The sequence below is a fragment of the Chryseotalea sanaruensis genome, from assembly GCF_003990915.1.
Classification (GTDB): Bacteria; Bacteroidota; Bacteroidia; order Cytophagales; family Cyclobacteriaceae; genus Chryseotalea; species Chryseotalea sanaruensis.
In genome coordinates this window covers 178,909-199,799 of the sequence record NZ_BHXQ01000003.1, presented here as the reverse complement: position 1 = coordinate 199,799, position 20,891 = coordinate 178,909, and the positions used below count along the sequence as shown (strand labels likewise).

Sequence of the window (20,891 nt, the reverse complement as noted above, 5' to 3'; positions counted from 1 at the left end):
ACTCAAAATTATGTTTAATTTATTTTCAATGGGCACTAAGACTTACGAGAACTTAGACGGCCTCGAATTCAAAGAAAAGTTTACAGGAACAGCAAGTGCTGTATTGGTAGATGTACGTACGCCCGGTGAATTTTCATCGGGTACAATCAAAGGTGCTAAGAATATTGACTTTATGTCGTCAAGCTTTAAAGAACAATTTTTAAAACTTGATAAGAATAAAGAGTACTTTCTTTTCTGTCGCAGCGGAAACCGCAGCGGACAAGCTTGCAACATACTATCCAAAGAAGGTTATAAAGTTTATAACCTTGATGGTGGTATTGGTGCTTGGCCACGATAATGGGTTGGTTTGTGTTGAGGTTAAACAGGCAGATCTGGGGACTGCCTGTTTTTTTATGACTTTAAATGTATAATATGAAGATTTGGAATAATTGGCAATTGGTTGCTGTTGCTTGCGTAACACTTGGTTTAGCACCTTTCTTTCCGGAGCCACATATCTGGGGGAAATTAAAATGGATTGCTGGCGGTGCAAATGACATGCAGGCTTTGGATTGGTTTGATACGCTTTTCCATGGTTTGCCATGGTTGTTATTGCTTCGGTTGTTGTTTTTAAAAGGACTATCTCTGGTACAATCTAAAGAACAAAAGATTTAAATGAAGGCAATTACAAATACATTATTTAGCAACTGGCATTTCATGCGCTGGTTGCGTCTGGGCTTAGGTTTATTTGTAGCTTATCAGGCATTTACTTTGCACGATACATTTGCAGGGATTATTGCCGGACTATTTTTGTTTCAAGCATTTACCAACGCTGGGTGCTGTGGATCAGTAGGATGTGCGGTGCCAACAAAGAAAGAAGATACTGCTAACGTTGATCAAGTAACCTATGAAGTAGTGAAATCCAAGGTACGGGAACAACCTGAAAAATCTTGATCTGATTAAAAACAGAAGACCCTTTCTGTGGTTTACTAAGGTTGTAATTTAACTTTACTTGATAAGTTTGTAATTTGCAGCCATGATTAGTCGAACCTTTATTACCCTAGTATTTCTTGCATTGCTTTCGTCTTGTATCGATTCAACCGATACAAAGCTGCAGCGTTTTTTATTAAAAGGTAATGAAGCCCTGATCGAAGGTAATTCGCAACAGGCTTTGTACTACTTTGGCGAATCCTTAAAGCTAGACTCATGCTTTGTCGATGCCCTTAATAATTCTGGCACTATTTATTTTAAACAAGGTCGTTACCCCGAAGCACTTGAATTCTACTCTGCGGTCGTTAGTTGCAAACCAGATTACCTCCCAGTTTATTTCAACAGGTCCAATACATTTTACGAACTGAAAGAGTACTATAGTGCGCTTAAAGATCTTGACAAAATCAGACTAACTAAACCCGATACTTTTCCACTTCATTTTACAGAGGGATTGGTTTATACCAAATTGCGAAACTATGATAAAGCAGAACAAAGTTTCACTAAAGCTTCAGGGCTTACAACAAATAATACAGAAGTGTTAATTAACCTGGCCACACTTGCTTATTATAAAAACGAATTGGATAAGTCTAAAACGTTGTTACAAAAAGCCATTCAGCAAAATGATTCTATCGCCAACGCATATAATACTTTAGCACTGGTAGAATTAGCTTTTAACAATACAAGCGAAGCATTAAAAGCAGTTAACAGCGCTTTGGCTTTAGATAAAGACGATGCGTACGCGTTAAACAACAGAGGCTATATCCATTTAATTGAAAACAGACTTGATGCAGCCTTAGAAGACATTAATCAAAGTATTTTCATTGACCCTTCAAATGCCTGGGCTTACAGAAATAAAGGTATTTATTATTTGAAGGTGAAGGATTATGCTAATGCCTTGCGTTTGTTTAAGCAAGCCAAAAGCATGGATGATTTTGTGGAAAATATAGATAAGTACATTCAAGAGGCTGAAGCTGGAATGGCAAAAAAATCATGACACTTGATCAGCTTACTAATTATTTAACCAAACGACTACAAGCGCCTTTGCCGGGAGTGTTAGCGCATGAGCCTTTGCGCGCCAGGCCGAATGGTTCTATTATTCCTGACTTTACACATAAGTTACCCCCAAAACCCGGAAGTGTACTGATTCTCTTATATGAAGAAAATGGCAATATCAAATTTCCATTAATTAAAAGACCGCAATACTTAGGTGCGCATAGCGGTCAGGTTAGTTTACCTGGAGGAAAAGCAGAGGCTGGTGAAACAATCATTGAGACTGCCTTGCGGGAAGGAGAAGAAGAGATTGGCATTCATGCTTCACAAGTTAAGGTAATCGGCCAGCTTAGTGAGTTTTTTGTAATGCCTAGTAACTTCATGGTTACACCAGTAATTGGTTTTTTAGAAGGATCGCCCCAGTTTAAAGCGGACCCATATGAGGTAGAGCGTATTTTGCAGGCAGATATGCAGGATTTATTAAGAACGGACGCCATACGTGAAAAGGAAATCCTGGCAGCAGGTCGCTTTCAAATGTGGGCACCACATTTTGAAGTAGAGCATGAGATTGTTTGGGGGGCAACAGCCATGATGCTCAACGAATTTAGGATGGTAATTGAGGATATTAATCATTAAATTTATTTGGATTAATTATAAATAGACTTTAGCATTGTAGAAATTTTTACGGCAATGAAGGCTCTTTTATTATCTATTTGTCTAATAATCAGTTCATTAAGCTCTTTTTCTCAAGAATACTATGCTATTGAAGGTGTAGTCACGGATCAGCAAGGACAACCACTACAAGGCATTGATGTCTACGTTGAAGGAATAAATAAAGGGACTGCCACAAATAGAAATGGTTGTTTTAAGTTGATGAGCCTGAGCCCACGGGCCTATCGTTTAAAGGTTTCCGGTATCGGCTACGTTGCCCATGAAGAAGTAATCTCATTACCTGAACAATCTCAACTGCTTACTATAACCCTTAAAGAATCGTTGTACGAGCTGCCTGAAATCGTTATCAGCCGCGAGACATTAACAGGTGGCAGTCAGTTTTTATCAGACGTACCAGGTGCAGCGCATTACCTCAGTGCTAAACAGCTAGACAAGTTTGCCTATTCGGATATCAATAGAATTTTAAGAAATATTCCAGGAATCAATATTCAGGAAGAAGAAGGTTTTGGTTTGCGTCCGAACATAGGTATGCGCGGAAGTGGGGTAGAGCGAAGCAGTAAAATTACCTTAATGGAAGATGGAATATTGGCAGCACCTGCTCCTTACACCGCCCCAGCTGCTTATTACTTTCCGACAGTAGGTCGCATGCAAGGTGTTGAAGTACGCAAAGGTTCTAGTCAGATAAAATATGGCCCCTATACTACTGGTGGTGCTATTAATTTTTTGTCTACAGCTATACCGCAACAATTGTTTGCCAAGGTAAATATTATGGGAGGCAATTACGGAAGAAGAGTAGCACATGCAGCCATCGGACAATCATTTGAGCATGGCGGATTTGTATTCGAAACCTATCAGAATTCAGCTACTGGTTTTAAAGAATTAGATAACGGTGGCCCTACAGGTTTTGTAGCTCAGGATTACCTGGCAAAAGTCAGAATTAACACTAGCGCTGATGCTAGAGTTTACCAAGCACTTACTTTTAAAATTGCTCAAGCTACTGGAGATGCAGATGAAACCTACCTTGGTTTAACTGAAAGCGATTTTGCTGTTAATCCCTTCAGAAGGTATGCTGCTTCTCAAGTAGATAACATTAAAACAAATCACAAGCAGTACATGCTGAAGTACAATATCATTCCATCCGACCATATTGATGTTTCAATTAGTGCCTACAGAAATGAATTCAGTCGTAACTGGTACAAACTAGAACGTATTCGCTTTGATGCTTCACCTTTCAGGCCCGTATCAGATGTGCTGGAAGATCCGAACACCTTTGCCAACGAGTTTTCTATTTTAACGGGAGCCACTAGCCCTTCGCCAAATGCATTACTTGTCAGAAATAACAACCGTGTTTATCTATCACAAGGAGTACAATCACTGGCGGGTTTCAACTTTACATCAGGCGAGATGGAACATGATATAGAGTTAGGACTACGTTATCATTTCGATGAAGAAGATCGTTATCAGGCAGATGATAATTATGCAATGAACAACGGTGTGTTGCAACTCAGCAGCAAAGGAGCACCGGGGTCAGAAAGTAATAGAATAACAAATGCTAAAGCATTTGCAGCTTATCTTCAGTATAATTTTCAGTGGGGTAAATTACATGCACTTCCTGGTTTACGTTACGAGAAAATAGATTTACAAAGAGAAGATTTTGGTAAGACTGATCCATTGCGAACAGGCGCAGCATTAGTCAAGTCGGCAAACGCTACAGATGTTTGGATTCCCGGTATCGGTTTTGAGTATGCGTTAGGAACATTTGCAAAGGCTTTTGCTGGTGTACACCGAGGCTTTGCACCTCCAGGCATTGCAGAAAGTGCGGAACCAGAAAAGAGTATTAATTACGAATTAGGTGCTCGTATAAATAGAGCAGGACTCAATCTTCAATCAGTATTATTCTTTAACGATTACCAAAACTTACTCGGATCAGATTTGGCTGCTGCTGGTGGTGGTGGCACTGGCGATCAGTTCAATGCAGGTGAGGCAATTATTTATGGTGCAGAGTTCGAGCTAAATTACCTGGCTGCTTTTCCAAATAAAAATGGTTTTACATTCCCCCTGGTATTGGCCTATACTTTTACAAATGGTGAGTTTGGAAGTTCTTTTGCAGCTACAAACGAAGATTGGGGAAGTGTTTCGAGCGGAGATCAATTACCTTATTTGTCAAACCACCAGCTTACTGCTAATGCAGGTGTGGACCATCGTTTGTTCAATGTCAACATTAGTACTAAGTATGTTGGGGCTATGCGTGCAACACCTGGTACAGGAAATATTGCAGCCAATGATTTGATTGATGCTAATTTTGTAATTGACGTATCAGGTAGTTATAAAATAAGTAAAGCCGTGTCAGCCTTTGTAAGTGTAACCAACCTGACCGATCAGGTTTACATTGTGGCAAGGCGTCCGGCAGGTGTGCGCCCGGCTATGCCAAGAACTTTTCTGCTGGGTATTAAAGCAAACTTGTAAATCTTATAAAGAGTAGGGAAGAAACTGAGATATATCTCCTTTATACTTATGCACCTCTCTAATGATAGAGGAGTTTATCCATGCAAACTCTGGAGAAGTGATAAGAAAAACAGACTCTAAATCACCATAAAGCTTTCGGTTGATTTGAGCAATGCTGTTTTCGTATTCGAAGTCAGTTGTGTTGCGTAAGCCACGCAGTAAATAATTGGCTTTGTGTTTTCTGGCAAACTCTGCTGTAAGCTCAGCATAAGTCTCAACTTTTATGTTAGGATATTTTTCGAAGGTTGTTTTTATCTTTTCGACCATTTGCTTTACTTCGAAATACCTCATACTCTTGGCACTGTTGTAGCCAATAGAAATAATTATCTCATCGAAAATGTGTAAACCACGTAGTACGATGTCATGATGCCCTTTTGTAAAAGGATCAAAGGAGCCAGGGAAAAGGGCTATCCGCTTCATTAATATTATGCTTTAGCAATCAGGTTAATGCTATATAAATCAAAGAAATGCTGCTCTTGTAATTCGTCAAAGAAATAACTGAAGCGCATAGAAGCAGGTCTGGAACCGAAGTTTACGTTGCTAATGAACTTGTAGAACTCATGATAATGTGGTGAGTTTTTGCCGATATAGCCCCACAAAACAACCTGGCTCGTGCGCTGATCCATCTTGAGGGATTTCATTACCAGCATTATATAACGCACGTAGTCCTGAAACTGATTGATAACAAATTGATTGTAATAAATCAGTTTGCCATTGTTACAAGAAACAATATGAAGTTTGAAGCGATCAATGTAAACGTAAAGTGTGTTGTTATTGTATTTAACAGATTCGGCCAACACGCCCTCAATCAAAGCTGCTGATTGATGCATTAGAACCGGATTGCTGTTTGGATAAACAACTTTTAACCATTCAATCAAATCAGTAGAGACTGCAAATACAGTAACTGTATCTTGCTTGTTGTGCTGTGCTTTAAGAATAGTTTCTGTTTGCTCATCCACCTGCGCATTAAACATCAGGTATTCAAGCATAGAGTCTTCATTGAACAAGGCGGTAGGCACCTGAACAAACTTTTGAGTCTTGAAAGATATTTTAATGTTACCCCAGAAACCTGCGCTTAAAACTGAGTGGCTCTCAAATAATTCTTGTAACGATGTTAGTAGTTCCTGTGGAGAACTTACCTCTGGAAGCACATAATCCTCCAAAAGTAGTACACGTTGGTCATCAGAGACTACCAACACCTGGAAATCACGTATACCTATGTGTAAAAACAACTGGTATTGATGAAGGGCTTCTTCTTCAAACCGGTCGTCTTTTATTTTCTTTAATAGCCTATAGTGTTCCGTTCTTACTTGCACCTTATTCCCAGTTACCAGCAGTACTTACATCTGTACGTGATCCAAAGCGAAGAGGTTTTCTGTTTTTCGCTTCATTTTTCTCTCTACGCTCAGGGTTAATTGGCGCAGGGTCTTTCACCTCAATTACAGAAACCTTAATACCATTTCTATCCTTCACTTCCGCATAAATGTCGAATGTTTTACCACCAGAGCCTGGTACAGTTGCCAAAGTTTTGATATCGACTTTAGGGTTTAACACATAATTCCAGAAGCCGATAATTAGGTCACCCTTGGCAACACGATCACCTCCTTTAGCAGAAGTTACGCTGCTTATAGTTCCCGCTTCAAGGAAATTGTAGTCATCAGCTTTGTCATAACCATCTTTTTTCATCCGGTAAGATTTAGCACCCTTCACTACAACATCACCTTTCTTAACAAACACTTCACGAAGTTCACCATTATCGGCAGCGTTAATAGTGTAGTTCTTTTTAAAAATCTTATCTCTTGCTGAAATGTAGCCGATTGTGTCGATGTCTATAATAACTTCTTCAACACCATATCCTTTAGGAATAATAGTTTCCTTCTTTTCAACAATAGGCACAGAACCGTTTTCAATGAAATTGATCAGTGTGTCCCAACTGCTTGTATATTTTCCATATTGTTCAAGATAAGCTTTCTCGGCTTCACGGATAATACCTAATTTTTCAATTATCTGAGCCTCAGTATTTGCGATAGCTTCGCGCTCCTTAATAGTGGTGTCAATGCTGTTATAAAGATAGTAGGCCAGAAAAATGCTGATGGCCAAAAGTACAAAAGCTATAATCTTGGTGAGGTTCATGGTAAAAGGTTTAAGCTACAAGTATAGGTATTTTCGCGCCTAAATTACAACAATCTAGTATATCCACGCAGTTTTCTTAGTTCAAATGGTGAAGCAGCTATTTTAAAAATACCGTGCCTGTGGGTAGGTGGCATGGCCAGTATTTCCTCATAACTTTTAAAGGCAACCTCCTTCAAAATATTTATCTTAGTTTCAGGGTCATGCCCTACCTGCAGTTTACCGGATTTAAAGTGTACCTCAAAAAATAGTTCAATCCCGTGTAATGGGGGTTTAATTAATTCCGTTGCGAACAGAAAATCACCTACAGAAACATTGAGGCCGGTCTCTTCCCTAAACTCTTTTATTAGAGAATCTTCTGCACTTGCCTCATAATCAATGCCCCCACCGGGCGGAGCCCAGAAATGGTCAGCACCCATATGCTGGTGATCCAGTACCAGCAGGTGATCATTTTGCCAGCAGAGACCACATACACGAACCCGTAGTTTGTGTCCGTAGACTTCTTCTATTTCCTTATTCATATAGGGTTACCTCCACTCATCGAGAAACATCTACCGTTAACGAACTTTAACAGCCAAAAAACCGTAATTCTGGCAGTAATATTGTTAATGAAAGCTTAAATTTGAACAAATTTTATAGAGTATGAAAAAGTTGCTAATGATTGTAGTTCTGTTGGTGTCTGCCAGCGCAGTATTTGGTCAGGCTGGTGTGCCTAAACAAAGTGGCCCTGTTATGACTTGGGACAAGAGCACTCACGATTTCGGTAATATTGTGCAAGGAGATGTAGTGGAGCATACTTTTAAGTTTACCAACTCTGGGAACGAGCCCTTAATTATAACAAATGTTCAGGTAAGCTGTGGTTGCACTACCCCAAAAGGCTGGCCAAGAGATCCTGTAATGCCAGGTGGAACAGGCGAACTCACTGTTGCATTTAACAGCACAGGTAAAATGGGTGCCCAAACAAAGCCCGTTATTATCATTTCAAATGCTGTGAATGACACGAAAATTGTTTTTAATACTGTTGTTTTAGATAAGAAGCCTCAATAAGTCTTTATCGAAATAAAGAAAAAAACCTGCTGAAAGGATCAGCAGGTTTTTTTATGCCCGCTTTATAAAATGCCAAAGTAGGCTTGCCCACCCTGCTATCAACAAGGTGCCACCCACCGGAGTTACCAATACCAGGGTAGTTGAATTTGTCAGGGCTAGAAAATACAGGCTCCCGCTAAAAAGTAAAATACCACTTATAAACAGGCTGGCGCTGAGAGAATGTTTGCGGTCTGTATCTAAGCCGAGGAAAAGTAGGGCCAGGGTATGAAAAAATTGGTAGCGAACAGCTAGCTCAAAAGTATCAACCCTTCCGTATTCACTTAAGGTTTCTTTCAAAGCATGCGCACCAAAAGCGCCAAGGGCTACACACAGCATACCGGAGGCCGCTGCAACAATTAAAATATGTTTTGATGTCATACTGTAGGATAATTTCTTTGTCCAAAAATAGCAGAGCCAACCCTTACCATGGTGCTGCCTTCTTCCATAGCTATTTTATAGTCGCCACTCATACCCATCGATAGTTCTTTTATCACCACATTTTCAGGGAGGGGCATTGATTTTAATTCTTCAAAAAGCTTTTTCAAGCTTTTAAACTCAGACCGCACCTGATCCATATTTTCTGTGAAGCTGGCCATCCCCATTATGCCTACTATTCTAACTGCTTGTAGGTTTAAGAGGGTAGGATCTTTTATAAAATCCATTACCTCAGTTTGAGAAAAACCAAATTTTGTTTCTTCCTGTGCCACATGAATTTGAAGCAGGCAGTCAATAATCCGGTTAAATTTCTTAGCCTGTTTATCTACCTCCTGCAATAGCTTTAAACTGTCGATGGAGTGAATAAGCTGAACAAAAGGAGCAATATATTTTACTTTATTACTCTGTAAATGACCAATTAAGTGCCACTGGATGTCTTTGGGAAGGATTTCGTACTTGGCGGCCATCTCCTGTACTTTATTTTCGCCAAACACACGCTGGCCACAAGCATAGGCCTCCATCACTTTTTCTGCAGGATGTGTTTTACTCACCGCTATCAACGTGCAACCTTTTGCTACCGTTTCCAGTATTTCTTCTAAATTTTGTTTGATAATCATGTATTTTTAGCGGTTCAAAAATACAGTGTAAACTTCATTTAACGATGGCTATACTCGGGACCTTATTAAAAAAGGGAATTCGCTTACGCGAAATGCTTGAAGAAGAATACACCTCTCCAGGCGATTTGCAGAAAAAAGAACTTAAGGAGTTGTTAATGACTGCCAGTGGGACAGAGTTTGGAAAGCATTATCATTTTCCGTCCATACTCAAGTCGTTCCGAAAGGGTGGCCATGAATACTATAGACAGTACAAAAATTCGGTACCCTTACATACCTATGATAAAATGTACAGCGATTGGTGGAAACTATCGCTCCGTGGTGTTAAAGATGTTTGCTGGCCTGGCAGAGTAAAATACTTCGCGTTAAGTTCGGGTACCTCAGAGTCGGCCTCAAAATATATACCCGTCACCAAAGACATGACTAAGGCCATACAGAAAACAAGTGTGCGTCAGATTCTAACACTTTCTAAATACGATTTACCACCCAGTGTATTTACTTCAGGTATTATGATGTTGGGTGGAAGCACTCACTTAAATAAACGTGGAAGTGTGTTTGAAGGTGACTTAAGTGGTATACAAGCTGCACGCCTCCCTTTTTGGTTTCAACATTTTTATAAGCCGGGAAAAAAAATAGCCAAGAATAGAAATTGGGATGCCAAGCTTGATGAGATTGCGGCAAAGGCAAAAGAGTGGGACATAGGCATTATCGTAGGTGTACCTGCCTGGCTCCAAATTTTGATGGGAAAAATTATTGAGTACCATAAAGTAAAAACCATACACGATGTGTGGCCAAACTTATTGGTTTATGTGCATGGTGGTGTTTCTTTCGATCCATATAGAAAAGGTTTTGAAAAACTTTTAGGCCGACCTATACACTACATTGAAACTTACCTCGCATCAGAGGGCTTTATTGCTTTTCAGGCTTTTCCAAACAGACGCTCGATGCGTTTGGTTTTGAATAATGGAATTTTTTATGAGTTCATTCCTTTTGAATCTAAAAATTTTGATGCCAATGGTGATATCTTACCTGATGCAGAAACGCTGATGATTGATGAGGTGGAGGAAGGTAAAGAGTATGCCATACTCTTATCAAGTTGTGCAGGTGCCTGGCGTTATTTGATAGGGGATACCATCAAATTCGTTTCTAAAGAAGAAGCCGAGATTGTAATTACCGGAAGAACAAAACACTTTTTAAGTTTATGTGGTGAACACCTTTCAGTAGATAACATGAACAAAGCTATTGAACTTGTCGCTGACGAACTTAATGTGGCTATTCCTGAGTTTACCGTTGCGGGTATACCGTTCGAAAACTTATTTGCACATAATTGGTATGTGGGTACTGATAATGAGGTTGATGCAAAAGTACTCAAAGAGAAAATAGACGGTCATTTAAAAGTGTTAAATGACGATTATGCTGTTGAGCGCAGCGCTGCACTAAAAGATATACATGTGGAGGTGTTACCCTTAAAAACTTTTTATGCCTGGATGGAATCAAAAGGTAAAGTAGGTGGACAAAATAAATTTCCCCGCGTATTGAAAAACACACAGTTGGCCGACTGGCAATCTTTTATTCAAAATTTTAGTAATGGAAATCGTTCTTAATGGAGTGATCTCCGGAGTGGTACTGGCTTTTTTAATTGGGCCTGTATTTTTTACAATTCTGCAAACCAGTATTGAGCGAGGATTTGTTAGTGGCGCTTGGGTAGCAGCAGGAGTTTCGTTAAGTGATGCATTGTATATCATGATCTCATACCTGGGTCTTTACCAGTTTTTTGAAAATGAAACGTCACGTCTTTACCTGTCTTATGTCGGAGGGGGTATCTTGTTAATCTTCGGTCTTTATTATCTTTTTATAAAAAGCAGGAAGCTGCAGGAATATCATCCTGAACATATTAAGTCTCGCAGCCCTCTTCGATTAATGGCAAAAGGTTTTCTGATTAACGGCTTAAGCCCAATGGTATTAATTTTCTGGATAGGTACAGTGGGATTGGCCACAACAGAATTTGGTTACGTAGATGACTGGCAGGTAGCTACTTACTTCTCAGCTATTGTTGCTACCGTATTTGCTACTGATTTAATAAAAGCAAAACTGGCCGATAAGTTACGGATGGTAATGACTAGGCAAACCATAAGAAGATTGAATATTGTGTTGGGAATTGTACTGCTATTTTTTGGTGCCCGCCTTATTCTCTATGCAGATAAATTGGTTTAATTAATCCTGCAATATGTTGCTCATAAAGCTTGATTTTAATGCAAGCCAGAGTAAAAAAAACAAGATGGCCCAAACCAGGTAGTTGTAGTAATAATCTGATGTGTCCTTAAACCTTGTTTCTTTTATTTCTGCTTTTTCGAAAGCATCTATTTGCGCAAACACGGTCGAGAGGGCCTCATTGTCGGTAACACGGAAAAACTGACCACCTCCAATGTCTGCAATTTTACGCATTGTAGTTTCATCAACGGTATTTTCAACCATGTTCGGTCTTCCAAAAAAATCTTTACCAAAAGGCACCATACCTTCTTTACCAACAATAATGGTATAAATTTTAATGCCATACGCTGATGCTAATTCTGCAGCCGTAATCGGATCAATGTTACCGGCAGTATTATCACCATCGCTAATCAGAATTGCTACTTTCGATTTAGATTCTGATTCACGCATACGATTGGTAAGTACACCAAGCGCACTGCCAATTGCAGTGCCCCGGTTTTCAATCATTTCAAAATTAATTTCATCGAAATAGTTTTTTAACAAATCATAATCCGTGGTAAGCGGTGCTAAAGAAAACGCATCACCAGAGAATACGACAATACCAATTCTATCTTGCGTTCGCCCACTCACAAAGTTATGGGCAACCTCTTTCGCTGCAGCTAGTCTGTTAGGGGTAAAATCTTCAATCTGCATGGATTGCGATATATCCAAAGCCAGCATAATGTCAATACCTTCAGTCCATTGTTCAACTTTTTCATTTGTTTTTTGCGGGCGTGCTAATGCAATAAGTAACAACGCCATCATCAATATAAAAACTACTTCAGGCAGTAAACGAAACCATGCAAGTGCCGTGCTATTCAAGTCTTTTTGAGCAAGTGCTACTGGTAATTTCTGGTTGTAATAATAACGCATTAACCAACGTATGATGAATAATATCAAAACACCTGGAATACCATATAGCACCAAGGGTTGCCCCCAGGTAAAAGCAGAAAGAGTAGAAGGAGAAAACCAGGTTAGTGAGTACCAGGGATCAGTTGTATTTAATTCATCCATGTTTTACCTGCTCTAGTTTTTGTTGAAAAGTACTCATGGCATGTTCACGCAAAAAGGCAACCGGCTGATCTATCTGTTGATTGTTACCATAAACAGAAGCATCGACTAATCTCAATTGCTGCCCAAGACTTTGATTTTGTAAGAGTCGTTCGGTCTCTTTTGAGGTGAGTTTAGTGTAGGGTTTTCTATCCAGTGACTCCATATACTTTTTCCAAAGAAACAGTAGTTGCTCTGCCTGTCTTGGATTGAAAGTCTGCTTTAATGTTTGGTAATGCTGGTCAAAACTATTGATAAAGAATTCGTGCTCTTTAATAAGGCGTTTTGCAGTAAAGTGCTTGCGAATCCGTTTACCAAATATTAACCAGAGCACAACTAGTAAAACTAAAAGTCCGCCACCAATGTAAATCAGTAGGGGATAGTTTAGTAGCCAGTCAACTGGTTCATAGGCGGTGTTGCTTATTAATGGTAAATTTTCTGCCTTGAGTGTGTCAGGTAGTGGTATGGTTACAAGCTCTTTTAAAAATACAGTATCTGTTTCTGTGGTAAAGGCTGTACAATCCTGCTGGTGGAGTACAAATGCAGAAAGTTGAAGCGTCTGAATTGGGTCCACTTCGAAAGTGCTTAGCGTATAAACGGCACTGTCGTAGCTTATGCTATCACTTGTGGTAGTGGTGAAATATTTTTTCTTAACAAATTCAAATGGAGCAAAATTGTAAGTAGAATCAGGGAAGATCACCTGAAGTTTTCTTGGGTAAGTAGCAGATAGGTAAAAAGCAGCTTCGTCTCCAATCAGCACGCTGTCGGGTAAAAATGCACCCCTTACTGTTACCTGACCAAAAGAGGAGATTGTAGTTAAAGATGCTAAAACAAGAAGGATACAACGCAGGTACATAATGGAACTTCTCATAATTAAACCTTCATCGTACGATTACGAATTTTAAAGAGTCGAAGTAACTTGGGAACATAGTCATCTTCGGTACTTAACGATACAAAGTTAATTTGGTGTTTGCGCGAAAATTTATCGAGTTCATCTTTTCGACTCACAACCTGATTAGAAATTTTCTGTCGAAAATCACCAAAGGAGGTATTGATCCAGAGTGTCTTACCGCTTTCTTTATCCTGAACAGGAATGATGCCCAGTTTTGGCAAATTGGTTTCACGCGCATCGCTTACATGAATCATCACCAGGTCGTGTCGCTTGGCCAATGCTTTTAAATCGTGAAAGAAATCACCACCATCGATAAAATCAGAAATCATAACAATAACACTTCTGCGTTTGATGATATTGACTGCAAAAGAAATAGCCTTACTTAGATTGGTTGTTTTTGATTGTGGCTTTAGTCGGGCAAGTGCTGAAATGATTTCATAAGCTTGACTATTGCCCTTTGTGGGCTTCATGTATAATTCATTTTTATCGGAGAAGCAGATAAGCCCCACATGACTCGATTCTTTGGTAGCCGCCAGTGATAAGACGCCACAAATTTCTTTGCCTATATCACTTTTGGTTCGCCCCTCGTTTCCAATATTCTGAGATGCACTTACATCCAGTATAAAGAATACAGTTTGCTCTTTATCTTCTCTGAAAGTTTTTACAAAAAGTCCATGCCCTTTAGCGGATACATTCCAGTCGATACTACGAATATCGTCTCCGTATTGGTAAGGCCTTACATCGTCAAATTCAAGCCCCGAACCCTTAAAAATAGAGTGGAAATCACCCATCATATGGCTATTGATAGCCTTGCGAATCTGGATTTCGTACTTTCTTAACTTCTTCAACAGGTCTTTCATCTGCAATCAGGCAGTATATTTGCTTTTCTTTTCAAACTACCCCAAACTGAGCAGTGCTCACTAGAGGTAGATAGCTCAAAAATAATTATTTGCCTCTATTTTAAAGGTTTTTATGCTACAACTACGTGATTCTTTCTTTCAAGGGCTTGTTTGCCTGATAATGTCACTTTTTATACTTGCCTGTTCAAACGAAAAGAAGCCTGAACGGTTATTAAGCGAAGCCGAAATGACTCGCGTGATAATAGAAATTTACATAAACGAAGAGAGAATTAACCGGATGAACCTTAGACGGGATTCAGCTGAAAAAATATTTAGCCTAGCCAAACCAATAATTTTTGAAAAAATTGGGGTCAGCGATACCTTATTTCGCGAGTCATTAACCTATTATGCTGCTAATCCTGTGGCTTTGGAAAAAATTTATGCAGTGGTTGTAGATTCTCTCAATTTAATGGAGCAGCGCCTCACGGTTAAGCCAGAAGAAGTACAATGATCTACCCTGACAACCTTGAAGCTAAATTAGGATTCGATCAAATCAGGCAACGACTCACCAACTATTGTCTTTCTACGGCAGGAGAGCGTTTGGTGGCCGCCATGAAGTTCAGTGCAAAGTTTGAGTTTATTACGCTTCAACTTAGGCAGACTGCTGAATTTAAGGCTATCGAGGAACGCTCGCTCGATTTCCCCGCAAGGCATTTTGTTGATCCTGAATCATGGTTTGCCAGAGCATCTATTGAAGGTAACTTTTTAGATGAACAGGATTTTTTGCAGATCGTAAACTCATTAACAAGCATACAGGGTTGTAAAAACTTTTTGATTAAGTATCAGGAAGAATTTCCTGAGTTGAATAAACTGGCTTTGCCTGTGGGTAACACACAAGACCTACAACGTGAAATAGCGAGTAAGATAGATGATACAGCTCATGTAAAAGATAATGCTACTGCGGAGCTCCAAGCCATCAGAAGAAAGCTGCGCGATGAACAGAGTCGGTTGCGAAGAGTAGCCGAACAGATCTTCAGACAGGCAGTGCAAGAGAAATGGGTGCCTGAAGGGGCCCTGCCTACTGTTCGTGATGGTCGTGTGGTAATACCCATTTTAGCAGAGCATAAACGCAAGCTTAAAGGATTTATACAAGATGAATCTGCTACCGGACAAACCGTGTTTATGGAGCCTGCAGAAATGTTGGATACCAATAACGAGATTCGCGATCTGGAACACGCGGAGAGAAGAGAGGTGGTTAGAATCTTAACCGCTTTAACTACCAGGTTAAGATTTGAGTTACCTATACTCAAAACTGCTTATGCTTTTCAAGCTGTTATCGATTTTATAAGAGTAAAAGCAAAGCTGGCGAGAGATATAGAAGCGGTGTTGCCATTAGTTGAGAACCGCCCTATTGTGGAATGGTTTAATGCAAAACACCCTGTACTGTTTTTAAGTTTGAAAGGAAAAAGAGAAGTTGTACCACTCACCATCAAGTTAGATGATACAGACAGAGTTTTGCTTGTATCAGGACCAAATGCCGGAGGAAAGTCTGTTTGTTTAAAAACGTTGGGCTTACTTCAATACATGTTGCAATGTGGTTTGCTAATACCCATGGCAGATCATTCTCGTGTTGGTATTTTTAAAGACATCTTTTTAGACATTGGCGATCAGCAGTCACTGGAAAATGACTTGAGTACATATAGCAGTCATTTAAAGAACATGCATGCATTTTTAGAGAATGCTACAGGTCAATCGATGGTGTTAATGGATGAGTTGGGTTCGGGCACAGATCCTAATTTTGGTGGTGCTATTGCACAGGCTATTCTCGCATCATTATTAGAGAAAAAAGTATGGGGTTTGGCAACAACCCATTATTATAACTTAAAACTTTTTGCAGATCAGGCCGATGGCATTAAAAATGCCGCCATGCGATTTGATGAAGAGCATTTACAACCGCTCTACCAACTAGAAATGGGTAAACCAGGCAGTTCTTTCGCGTTGGAGATTGCTCGCAAAACGGGTATGTCTTCGGCTACTTTAAAAGTGGCAGAAAGTTTAGTGGGTACTGATTTAGCTGGTTTTGAAAAACTGTCACGTACGCTTGAACAAGAGCGCAAGGAGAATGAAGAGAAGGCTAAGCAAGTAGAGAAGTTACAGGCTGAGTTAAAGCAAACACTTGCTAAATACCAGACATTATCCAGCGAATTAGAGTCTAAGAAAAAAGACATTATTGGTAAGGCTAAAGAGGAGGCCATGACTTTGTTAAAGACCACTAATAGAGAAATTGAAAAAACAATCAGGCACATTCGTGAAAACAAAGCCGAGAAAAAGGAAACATTAAAAGTCAGAAAGTCGCTACAAGATTTGTCGCATAATGTAGCTAAAGGCATGCAAGAGAAATCTCTTCCGAAATTCGAAAAGATGGAAGAAGGTGATCGTGTACGGATTATGGGTCAACAAGGAAGCGGTATGATTCTTTCGCTTCAGGGTAAGAATGCGGTGGTACAATTTGGTGAGTTAAAATCTACCATAAGCTTAACCAAGCTGGAGAAGGTTGAGGGAGCCATACAAAAAGAACTGGCTGTGAAATTGAGAAGCAGTGGTATTAACCTTTATGAAAAACAAGCAGCCTTCAATCCATCACTTGATGTACGTGGAAAAAGAGTAGAAGAGTTAATGTCTGTGTTGGAATCATTTATGGACTCCGCAATTTTATTAGGACATGGTGAATTAAAGATTTTACACGGAAAGGGGGAGGGTGTGTTGCGTAAAGTGATCAGGGATCATTTGAAGCAATACAAAGAAGTAGCTTCTTTCAAGGATGAGCATGTAGATAGAGGAGGCGATGGTATTACTATAGTTGTTTTAAAATAAAAATAAGGCTCCCAAACCTCGGAGGTCTTTGGAGGCGAATATCAAGACCTTCGAGGTTTGGGAGCTTTAAATAAAAAAGGTGCTTCGTTTGAAGCACCTTTTTTAATATTTTAAAAGGTAAAGCTTAGTTAGTCGTAAATACGAACTCCCAATTACCCTCCACTTCGTTAGTACGTGAGCCAGCCCATCCTGTACCGGCTACAGTAAAGTTTAAAGTCAAGGTTTTAGCATCAGCAGACAACACATAAGACATCTGTACTTCGTTAGTACCAGAATCTCTGATAATGGTAGTCTTAGCACCTTCACCATCAGCAAAAGACCATGAGCCGCTTGCAGGCCAAGGGCTTGGGTTAGGTCTTGTTCCATTTACAGTGTATTGATAAGGCCCCTCAGGTGAGCTGGCATTAAAAGTACCTGCCAATACAAGTGATAGTGTGCTGAAATCAGTACGAGGTGTGGTACCTAACTTGGCTGAAGAGATTGTCCAGGTTTTGGCAAATTTACCAAGTTGTACTTTTTCAAATGGATCTGGATCATCTCCAGGCTTACAACTTGATACAATAATGACTGTTGCCAGAACTAAAACAAGGGGGATATTTCTTAAAAACTTCATATTGATCTTTTATAATGTTCAAAAATAGGGAAAATGTCGGTTTCTGAAAGTTTTTTAATCAGATGGATGTAAATTGATTTAAGCACACACTGGTAACCCCTTAAAATTTAAAGTCACCCATTTTGATGCTTTCATGGCTATTCTCATACTCTCTGGGGTCGTTTGAGGCTACAAAAATCACTGAATCAGTGATTAAGTTAAGTTGGTTTTTGTACCAGTTAATTGCTTTTTCATCCAAATTAGTGAATGGTTCATCTAAAAAAACAAAACTGGCTTCGGTAAACATAGCCAATCCAAGTTTTACACGTTGCCTCATACCAGAAGAGTAGTTACCTATTAATTTGTCTTTAGCATGCGCCAGCTCCAAAAGCTCAGGCAACTCTTTCATGGAAAGTCCAGGTCGCAGTTTTCTCATTTTAAAATGAAAATCCAATAATTCAATCAGAGTAAATTCTTCGATTAAATCTAAATAGGGTGTAGCAATACTGACGTGCTCAAAAATATTGTCAATAGGTTGTGCAATACCATTTACCTTATAGGAGAGTGTTCCTGCACTAGATGGTACCTGCCCCCATAAAACCTGAAGTAAAGTTGATTTACCTGAACCGTTTGGTCCTGTAATGGCGTAGGTTTTACCGGCATTAAAGCGGTAAGTCAGTTCTTTAAAAATCCACTCCCGGTTAAATCGCTTACCGAGTTTTTCTGTTTGTAGATAAGTGTCAAGATTAGCCAAGGCTGCTGAAGCACTTAGTTACCGTACCCTTTCATAATACCCCGCTCTGATTCTTTCACAAAATTAAGAATCAATTCTCGCTCATCGCTCATTGGCAATTCTGCTTCAATCATTTCGATGGCTTTAGAATTGTTAAGCCCACGCATAAAAATGTAGCGGTATATTTCCTGGATCTCGTTAATCTTATCCGAAGTGAAACCCCTTCTTTTTAAACCAACCGAATTGATGCCTGCATATGTTAATGGTTCTCTTGCAGCTTTTGTGAAGGGTGGGATATCTTTTCTTACAAGCGAACCACCAGAAACCATAACATGTGCACCGACTTTTACAAATTGATGCAAAGCACTAGCACCACCGATGATAGCCCAATCCTCTATAGTTACATGTCCTGCTACTTGTACCGTATTAACTAATATACAGTTGTTACCAATAATGCAGTCGTGTGCCACATGGACATAGGCCATAAGCAAGCAGTTCTTACCAATAGCCGTTTTCATTTTGTCTGTTGTGCCCCGGCTTATGGTTACGTATTCGCGGATAACGGTGTTATCACCAATAATGGTCTCGGTCTGCTCACCTGCAAATTTCAAGTCTTGCGGGATTGAAGAAACAGAGGCTCCAGGATAGATTTTCACATTTTTACCAATGCGTGAACCGTCCCAGATAACAGCGCCTGGGCCAATCCATGAACCATCTTCAATAACTACATCTTTTTGTACGGTAGCAAAGGGTTCAATCACTACATTTTGGCCTATCCTGGCTTCAGGATGTACGTTGGCTAAGGGATATTGGCTCATGAATTTTTACGGACTATGCTAGCGGTCATGGTTCCTTCACAAACAAGGGTGTTACCTACATAGGCACGTCCTGTCATTTTTGCGATGCCTCTTTTAATAGGTGCAAGTAAATCGCACTGGATCACCAGTGTATCACCAGGAAGCACCATTTTTCTGAAGCGGAAGCTTTCTATACCTAAAAAGTAGGTCCAATAGTTTTCAGGATCGGGAACGGTGTTAAGTACCAGAATACCACCGATTTGTGCCATGGCTTCTACTTGAAGTACGCCAGGCATAACGGGGTTACCAGGAAAATGACCTTGAAAGAATGGCTCATTCATGGTCACGTTCTTTACACCGGCTACACTTTCGTTATCGAGGTAAATAATTTTATCAATCAGCAGGAATGGATAACGATGAGGCAGGGTAGCTGCAATCTTATTGATATCCATTACCGGTGGTAAGTTCGGATTGTATTTTGGTCTGCCTTGCTTATCGGCTTCAGCCATAGCTTTTTTCAGTTTTTTGGCAAAAGCCACATTAGCTGCATGGCCGGGACGAGCAGCTAAGACTTGTGCTTTTAACGGACGGCCAGCCAAGGCCAGGTCACCTACCACATCTAATAACTTGTGGCGTGCAGGTTCGTTTTTATAACGTAACTCCACATTGTTCAGAATCCCTTCATGCTTAACTTCAACTTTTGGTTTACCAAGCATTTGGGCAATATTAGCTAGTTCATCATCCTTTACGATCCTGTCTACAATTACAATGGCATTGTTCAAATCGCCACCCTTGATAAGGTTGTTTTTGTAAAGCATCTCAAGTTCATGCAGGAAACAGAAAGTTCTACATGAAGCGATTTCAGTTTCAAACTGGCGGATATCAGTTATAGAGGCATGCTGACTGCCTAAAACGGGTGAATTATAGTCAACCATAACAGTTACCCTATAATCGTCTAAAGGAAGGGCCGCAATTTCAACGTTACGGGCTACCTCTCTATAGAAAAGAGGCTCTTGCACATCGAAGAAATCTCGTAAGGCATTTTGTTCTTCTGCGCCTGCTTCTTTTAGTTTATTAACAAATTCAATGGAGCTGCCATCCATAATAGGACATTCAGGGCCATCCAGTTGAATTAATACATTGTCGATCTCAAGCCCGACCAAAGCAGCTAAAGTATGTTCAATAGTGCTTACTCGGCCACCACTTTGTTCAATCGTTGTACCCCTCGAAACATCCACCACATTGTCACAATCTGCGTCAATAATGGGGGAGCCCGGCAGATCAATTCGTTGAAATTTAATCCCGTGGTTAGGTTTTGCCGGTATGAAGGTCATTTTGGTAGGAGCACCTGTGTGGAGGCCTACACCTGCGAGTGTTACCGACTTTTGAATGGTCTGTTGTTTGATATTAAGCATCTTTTGGTTCCTGCAAAGTCGACAAAGTTAAGCCCAATTATTGGGATATTC

At 39.9% G+C, this 20,891-nt stretch carries 24 protein-coding genes; 11 read left to right on the top strand and 13 right to left on the bottom strand.

The window, feature by feature from the left end; genetic code table 11:
- Nucleotides 1–10 precede the first annotated feature (10 nt).
- The 6 genes from SanaruYs_RS08820 (at nt 11) to SanaruYs_RS08795 (ending at nt 5,094) form a co-directional block, all read left to right on the top strand.
- Complete coding sequence (locus SanaruYs_RS08820; protein ID WP_127122190.1) at nt 11–337, top strand: rhodanese-like domain-containing protein; 327 nt, start codon at nt 11–13, stop codon at nt 335–337.
- A 74-nt stretch (nt 338–411) separates the two neighbouring features.
- On the top strand, nt 412–651 hold the full coding sequence (locus SanaruYs_RS08815; RefSeq protein ID WP_127122189.1) for a hypothetical protein: 240 nt from the start codon (nt 412–414) through the stop codon (nt 649–651).
- A complete protein-coding gene (locus SanaruYs_RS08810; RefSeq protein WP_174842766.1) occupies nt 652–930 on the top strand; it encodes a hypothetical protein in 279 nt (92 codons plus the stop codon).
- Between the two features lie 82 nt (nt 931–1,012).
- A complete protein-coding gene (locus SanaruYs_RS08805; RefSeq protein ID WP_127122188.1) occupies nt 1,013–1,960 on the top strand; it encodes a tetratricopeptide repeat protein in 948 nt (315 codons plus the stop codon).
- Nucleotides 1,957–2,592 (top strand): NUDIX hydrolase, encoded by a 636-nt coding sequence (locus SanaruYs_RS08800; protein ID WP_127122187.1) that lies wholly within the window; start codon nt 1,957–1,959, stop codon nt 2,590–2,592. Before SanaruYs_RS08805 ends, SanaruYs_RS08800 begins: the two co-directional genes overlap by 4 nt.
- Nucleotides 2,593–2,646: 54 nt before the next feature.
- Nucleotides 2,647–5,094, top strand: a complete 2,448-nt coding sequence (locus tag SanaruYs_RS08795; protein WP_127122186.1) for a TonB-dependent receptor — start codon at nt 2,647–2,649, stop codon at nt 5,092–5,094.
- Nucleotides 5,095–5,097: 3 nt separating this feature from the next.
- Here SanaruYs_RS08795 and coaD read toward each other — a convergent pair whose 3' ends face one another.
- From coaD to SanaruYs_RS08775, 4 genes are read right to left on the bottom strand one after another with little or no spacing between them, the layout of a single operon-like run.
- Entirely contained in the window at nt 5,098–5,553 is a 456-nt protein-coding gene (coaD, locus tag SanaruYs_RS08790; protein WP_127122185.1) for a pantetheine-phosphate adenylyltransferase, read from the bottom strand.
- A gap of 5 nt (nt 5,554–5,558) precedes the next feature.
- Nucleotides 5,559–6,449 (bottom strand): DUF3822 family protein, encoded by an 891-nt coding sequence (locus SanaruYs_RS08785; RefSeq protein ID WP_160118619.1) that lies wholly within the window; start codon nt 6,447–6,449, stop codon nt 5,559–5,561.
- A 1-nt stretch (nt 6,450) separates the two neighbouring features.
- Nucleotides 6,451–7,266: a hypothetical protein gene (locus SanaruYs_RS08780; RefSeq protein ID WP_127122183.1), complete on the bottom strand. Its 816-nt coding sequence runs from the start codon at nt 7,264–7,266 to the stop codon at nt 6,451–6,453.
- A gap of 44 nt (nt 7,267–7,310) precedes the next feature.
- Nucleotides 7,311–7,784: an NUDIX domain-containing protein gene (locus SanaruYs_RS08775; RefSeq protein ID WP_127122182.1), complete on the bottom strand. Its 474-nt coding sequence runs from the start codon at nt 7,782–7,784 to the stop codon at nt 7,311–7,313.
- 121 nt (nt 7,785–7,905) lie between these two features.
- Between SanaruYs_RS08775 and SanaruYs_RS08770 the strand changes: the two genes are divergently transcribed.
- The gene (locus SanaruYs_RS08770; RefSeq protein ID WP_127122181.1) at nt 7,906–8,310 is read left to right on the top strand and encodes a DUF1573 domain-containing protein; all 405 of its coding nucleotides are present in this window, start codon (nt 7,906–7,908) and stop codon (nt 8,308–8,310) included.
- 51 nt (nt 8,311–8,361) lie between these two features.
- Here the strand turns inward: SanaruYs_RS08770 and SanaruYs_RS08765 are convergent, their stop codons facing one another.
- Both SanaruYs_RS08765 and SanaruYs_RS08760 read right to left on the bottom strand, forming a co-directional pair.
- The gene (locus SanaruYs_RS08765) at nt 8,362–8,727 is read right to left on the bottom strand and encodes a DUF423 domain-containing protein (protein ID WP_127122180.1); all 366 of its coding nucleotides are present in this window, start codon (nt 8,725–8,727) and stop codon (nt 8,362–8,364) included.
- Entirely contained in the window at nt 8,724–9,401 is a 678-nt protein-coding gene (locus SanaruYs_RS08760) for a YggS family pyridoxal phosphate-dependent enzyme (protein WP_127122179.1), read from the bottom strand. Before SanaruYs_RS08760 ends, SanaruYs_RS08765 begins: the two co-directional genes overlap by 4 nt.
- Nucleotides 9,402–9,445: 44 nt before the next feature.
- Here SanaruYs_RS08760 and SanaruYs_RS08755 point away from each other — a divergent pair, with 44 nt between their 5' ends.
- Together SanaruYs_RS08755 and SanaruYs_RS08750 are read left to right on the top strand one after the other, a co-directional pair.
- Complete coding sequence (locus tag SanaruYs_RS08755) at nt 9,446–11,002, top strand: GH3 family acyl-acid amido synthetase (RefSeq protein ID WP_127122178.1); 1,557 nt, start codon at nt 9,446–9,448, stop codon at nt 11,000–11,002.
- Nucleotides 10,986–11,612 carry a LysE family translocator gene (locus SanaruYs_RS08750; RefSeq protein ID WP_127122177.1) on the top strand — a complete coding sequence of 209 codons (627 nt, stop codon included), beginning with the start codon at nt 10,986–10,988 and terminating at the stop codon, nt 11,610–11,612. The genes SanaruYs_RS08755 and SanaruYs_RS08750 overlap by 17 nt, the downstream gene beginning before the upstream one ends.
- On the opposite strand, the gene SanaruYs_RS08745 is transcribed toward SanaruYs_RS08750, so the two are convergent.
- From SanaruYs_RS08745 to SanaruYs_RS08735, 3 genes are read right to left on the bottom strand one after another with little or no spacing between them, the layout of a single operon-like run.
- On the bottom strand, nt 11,613–12,662 hold the full coding sequence (locus SanaruYs_RS08745; RefSeq protein ID WP_127122176.1) for a vWA domain-containing protein: 1,050 nt from the start codon (nt 12,660–12,662) through the stop codon (nt 11,613–11,615).
- Complete coding sequence (locus SanaruYs_RS08740; RefSeq protein ID WP_127122175.1) at nt 12,655–13,569, bottom strand: hypothetical protein; 915 nt, start codon at nt 13,567–13,569, stop codon at nt 12,655–12,657. The genes SanaruYs_RS08745 and SanaruYs_RS08740 overlap by 8 nt, the downstream gene beginning before the upstream one ends.
- 2 nt (nt 13,570–13,571) lie before the next feature.
- On the bottom strand, nt 13,572–14,450 hold the full coding sequence (locus SanaruYs_RS08735) for a DUF58 domain-containing protein (RefSeq protein ID WP_127122174.1): 879 nt from the start codon (nt 14,448–14,450) through the stop codon (nt 13,572–13,574).
- A 160-nt stretch (nt 14,451–14,610) separates the two neighbouring features.
- On the opposite strand from SanaruYs_RS08735, the gene SanaruYs_RS08730 reads away from it, so the two are divergent.
- Nucleotides 14,611–14,940: a DUF4296 domain-containing protein gene (locus SanaruYs_RS08730; protein WP_160118618.1), complete on the top strand. Its 330-nt coding sequence runs from the start codon at nt 14,611–14,613 to the stop codon at nt 14,938–14,940.
- Nucleotides 14,937–17,303 carry an endonuclease MutS2 gene (locus tag SanaruYs_RS08725; protein WP_127122172.1) on the top strand — a complete coding sequence of 789 codons (2,367 nt, stop codon included), beginning with the start codon at nt 14,937–14,939 and terminating at the stop codon, nt 17,301–17,303. Before SanaruYs_RS08730 ends, SanaruYs_RS08725 begins: the two co-directional genes overlap by 4 nt.
- Nucleotides 17,304–17,427: 124 nt before the next feature.
- Here SanaruYs_RS08725 and SanaruYs_RS08720 read toward each other — a convergent pair whose 3' ends face one another.
- The 4 genes from SanaruYs_RS08720 to SanaruYs_RS08705 all read right to left on the bottom strand — a co-directional run bounded on the left by SanaruYs_RS08720 (nt 17,428) and on the right by SanaruYs_RS08705 (nt 20,840).
- Nucleotides 17,428–17,916, bottom strand: a complete 489-nt coding sequence (locus SanaruYs_RS08720) for a hypothetical protein (RefSeq protein ID WP_127122171.1) — start codon at nt 17,914–17,916, stop codon at nt 17,428–17,430.
- Between the two features lie 100 nt (nt 17,917–18,016).
- Complete coding sequence (locus SanaruYs_RS08715) at nt 18,017–18,649, bottom strand: ABC transporter ATP-binding protein (RefSeq protein ID WP_127122170.1); 633 nt, start codon at nt 18,647–18,649, stop codon at nt 18,017–18,019.
- Between the two features lie 14 nt (nt 18,650–18,663).
- Complete coding sequence (gene lpxA, locus SanaruYs_RS08710) at nt 18,664–19,446, bottom strand: acyl-ACP--UDP-N-acetylglucosamine O-acyltransferase (protein ID WP_127122169.1); 783 nt, start codon at nt 19,444–19,446, stop codon at nt 18,664–18,666.
- A complete protein-coding gene (locus SanaruYs_RS08705; RefSeq protein WP_127122168.1) occupies nt 19,443–20,840 on the bottom strand; it encodes a bifunctional UDP-3-O-[3-hydroxymyristoyl] N-acetylglucosamine deacetylase/3-hydroxyacyl-ACP dehydratase in 1,398 nt (465 codons plus the stop codon). The genes lpxA and SanaruYs_RS08705 overlap by 4 nt, the downstream gene beginning before the upstream one ends.
- Between the last annotated feature and the right edge of the window lie 51 nt (nt 20,841–20,891).

What these genes read in the sequence shown, in the direction of transcription:
- SanaruYs_RS08705 (WP_127122168.1), bottom strand. Translation starts at nt 20,840, where the DNA reads ATGCTTAATATCAAACAACAGACCATTCAAAAGTCGGTAACACTCGCA.
- lpxA (WP_127122169.1), bottom strand. Translation starts at nt 19,446, where the DNA reads ATGAGCCAATATCCCTTAGCCAACGTACATCCTGAAGCCAGGATAGGC.
- SanaruYs_RS08805 (WP_127122188.1), top strand. Translation starts at nt 1,013, where the DNA reads ATGATTAGTCGAACCTTTATTACCCTAGTATTTCTTGCATTGCTTTCG.
- SanaruYs_RS08735 (WP_127122174.1), bottom strand. Translation starts at nt 14,450, where the DNA reads ATGAAAGACCTGTTGAAGAAGTTAAGAAAGTACGAAATCCAGATTCGC.
- SanaruYs_RS08810 (WP_174842766.1), top strand. Translation starts at nt 652, where the DNA reads ATGAAGGCAATTACAAATACATTATTTAGCAACTGGCATTTCATGCGC.
- SanaruYs_RS08770 (WP_127122181.1), top strand. Translation starts at nt 7,906, where the DNA reads ATGAAAAAGTTGCTAATGATTGTAGTTCTGTTGGTGTCTGCCAGCGCA.
- SanaruYs_RS08720 (WP_127122171.1), bottom strand. Translation starts at nt 17,916, where the DNA reads ATGAAGTTTTTAAGAAATATCCCCCTTGTTTTAGTTCTGGCAACAGTC.
- SanaruYs_RS08745 (WP_127122176.1), bottom strand. Translation starts at nt 12,662, where the DNA reads ATGGATGAATTAAATACAACTGATCCCTGGTACTCACTAACCTGGTTT.
- SanaruYs_RS08820 (WP_127122190.1), top strand. Translation starts at nt 11, where the DNA reads ATGTTTAATTTATTTTCAATGGGCACTAAGACTTACGAGAACTTAGAC.
- SanaruYs_RS08815 (WP_127122189.1), top strand. Translation starts at nt 412, where the DNA reads ATGAAGATTTGGAATAATTGGCAATTGGTTGCTGTTGCTTGCGTAACA.
- coaD (WP_127122185.1), bottom strand. Translation starts at nt 5,553, where the DNA reads ATGAAGCGGATAGCCCTTTTCCCTGGCTCCTTTGATCCTTTTACAAAA.
- SanaruYs_RS08755 (WP_127122178.1), top strand. Translation starts at nt 9,446, where the DNA reads ATGGCTATACTCGGGACCTTATTAAAAAAGGGAATTCGCTTACGCGAA.
- SanaruYs_RS08795 (WP_127122186.1), top strand. Translation starts at nt 2,647, where the DNA reads ATGAAGGCTCTTTTATTATCTATTTGTCTAATAATCAGTTCATTAAGC.
- SanaruYs_RS08775 (WP_127122182.1), bottom strand. Translation starts at nt 7,784, where the DNA reads ATGAATAAGGAAATAGAAGAAGTCTACGGACACAAACTACGGGTTCGT.
- SanaruYs_RS08725 (WP_127122172.1), top strand. Translation starts at nt 14,937, where the DNA reads ATGATCTACCCTGACAACCTTGAAGCTAAATTAGGATTCGATCAAATC.
- SanaruYs_RS08730 (WP_160118618.1), top strand. Translation starts at nt 14,611, where the DNA reads ATGTCACTTTTTATACTTGCCTGTTCAAACGAAAAGAAGCCTGAACGG.
- SanaruYs_RS08760 (WP_127122179.1), bottom strand. Translation starts at nt 9,401, where the DNA reads ATGATTATCAAACAAAATTTAGAAGAAATACTGGAAACGGTAGCAAAA.
- SanaruYs_RS08800 (WP_127122187.1), top strand. Translation starts at nt 1,957, where the DNA reads ATGACACTTGATCAGCTTACTAATTATTTAACCAAACGACTACAAGCG.
- SanaruYs_RS08740 (WP_127122175.1), bottom strand. Translation starts at nt 13,569, where the DNA reads ATGAGAAGTTCCATTATGTACCTGCGTTGTATCCTTCTTGTTTTAGCA.
- SanaruYs_RS08750 (WP_127122177.1), top strand. Translation starts at nt 10,986, where the DNA reads ATGGAAATCGTTCTTAATGGAGTGATCTCCGGAGTGGTACTGGCTTTT.
- SanaruYs_RS08765 (WP_127122180.1), bottom strand. Translation starts at nt 8,727, where the DNA reads ATGACATCAAAACATATTTTAATTGTTGCAGCGGCCTCCGGTATGCTG.
- SanaruYs_RS08780 (WP_127122183.1), bottom strand. Translation starts at nt 7,266, where the DNA reads ATGAACCTCACCAAGATTATAGCTTTTGTACTTTTGGCCATCAGCATT.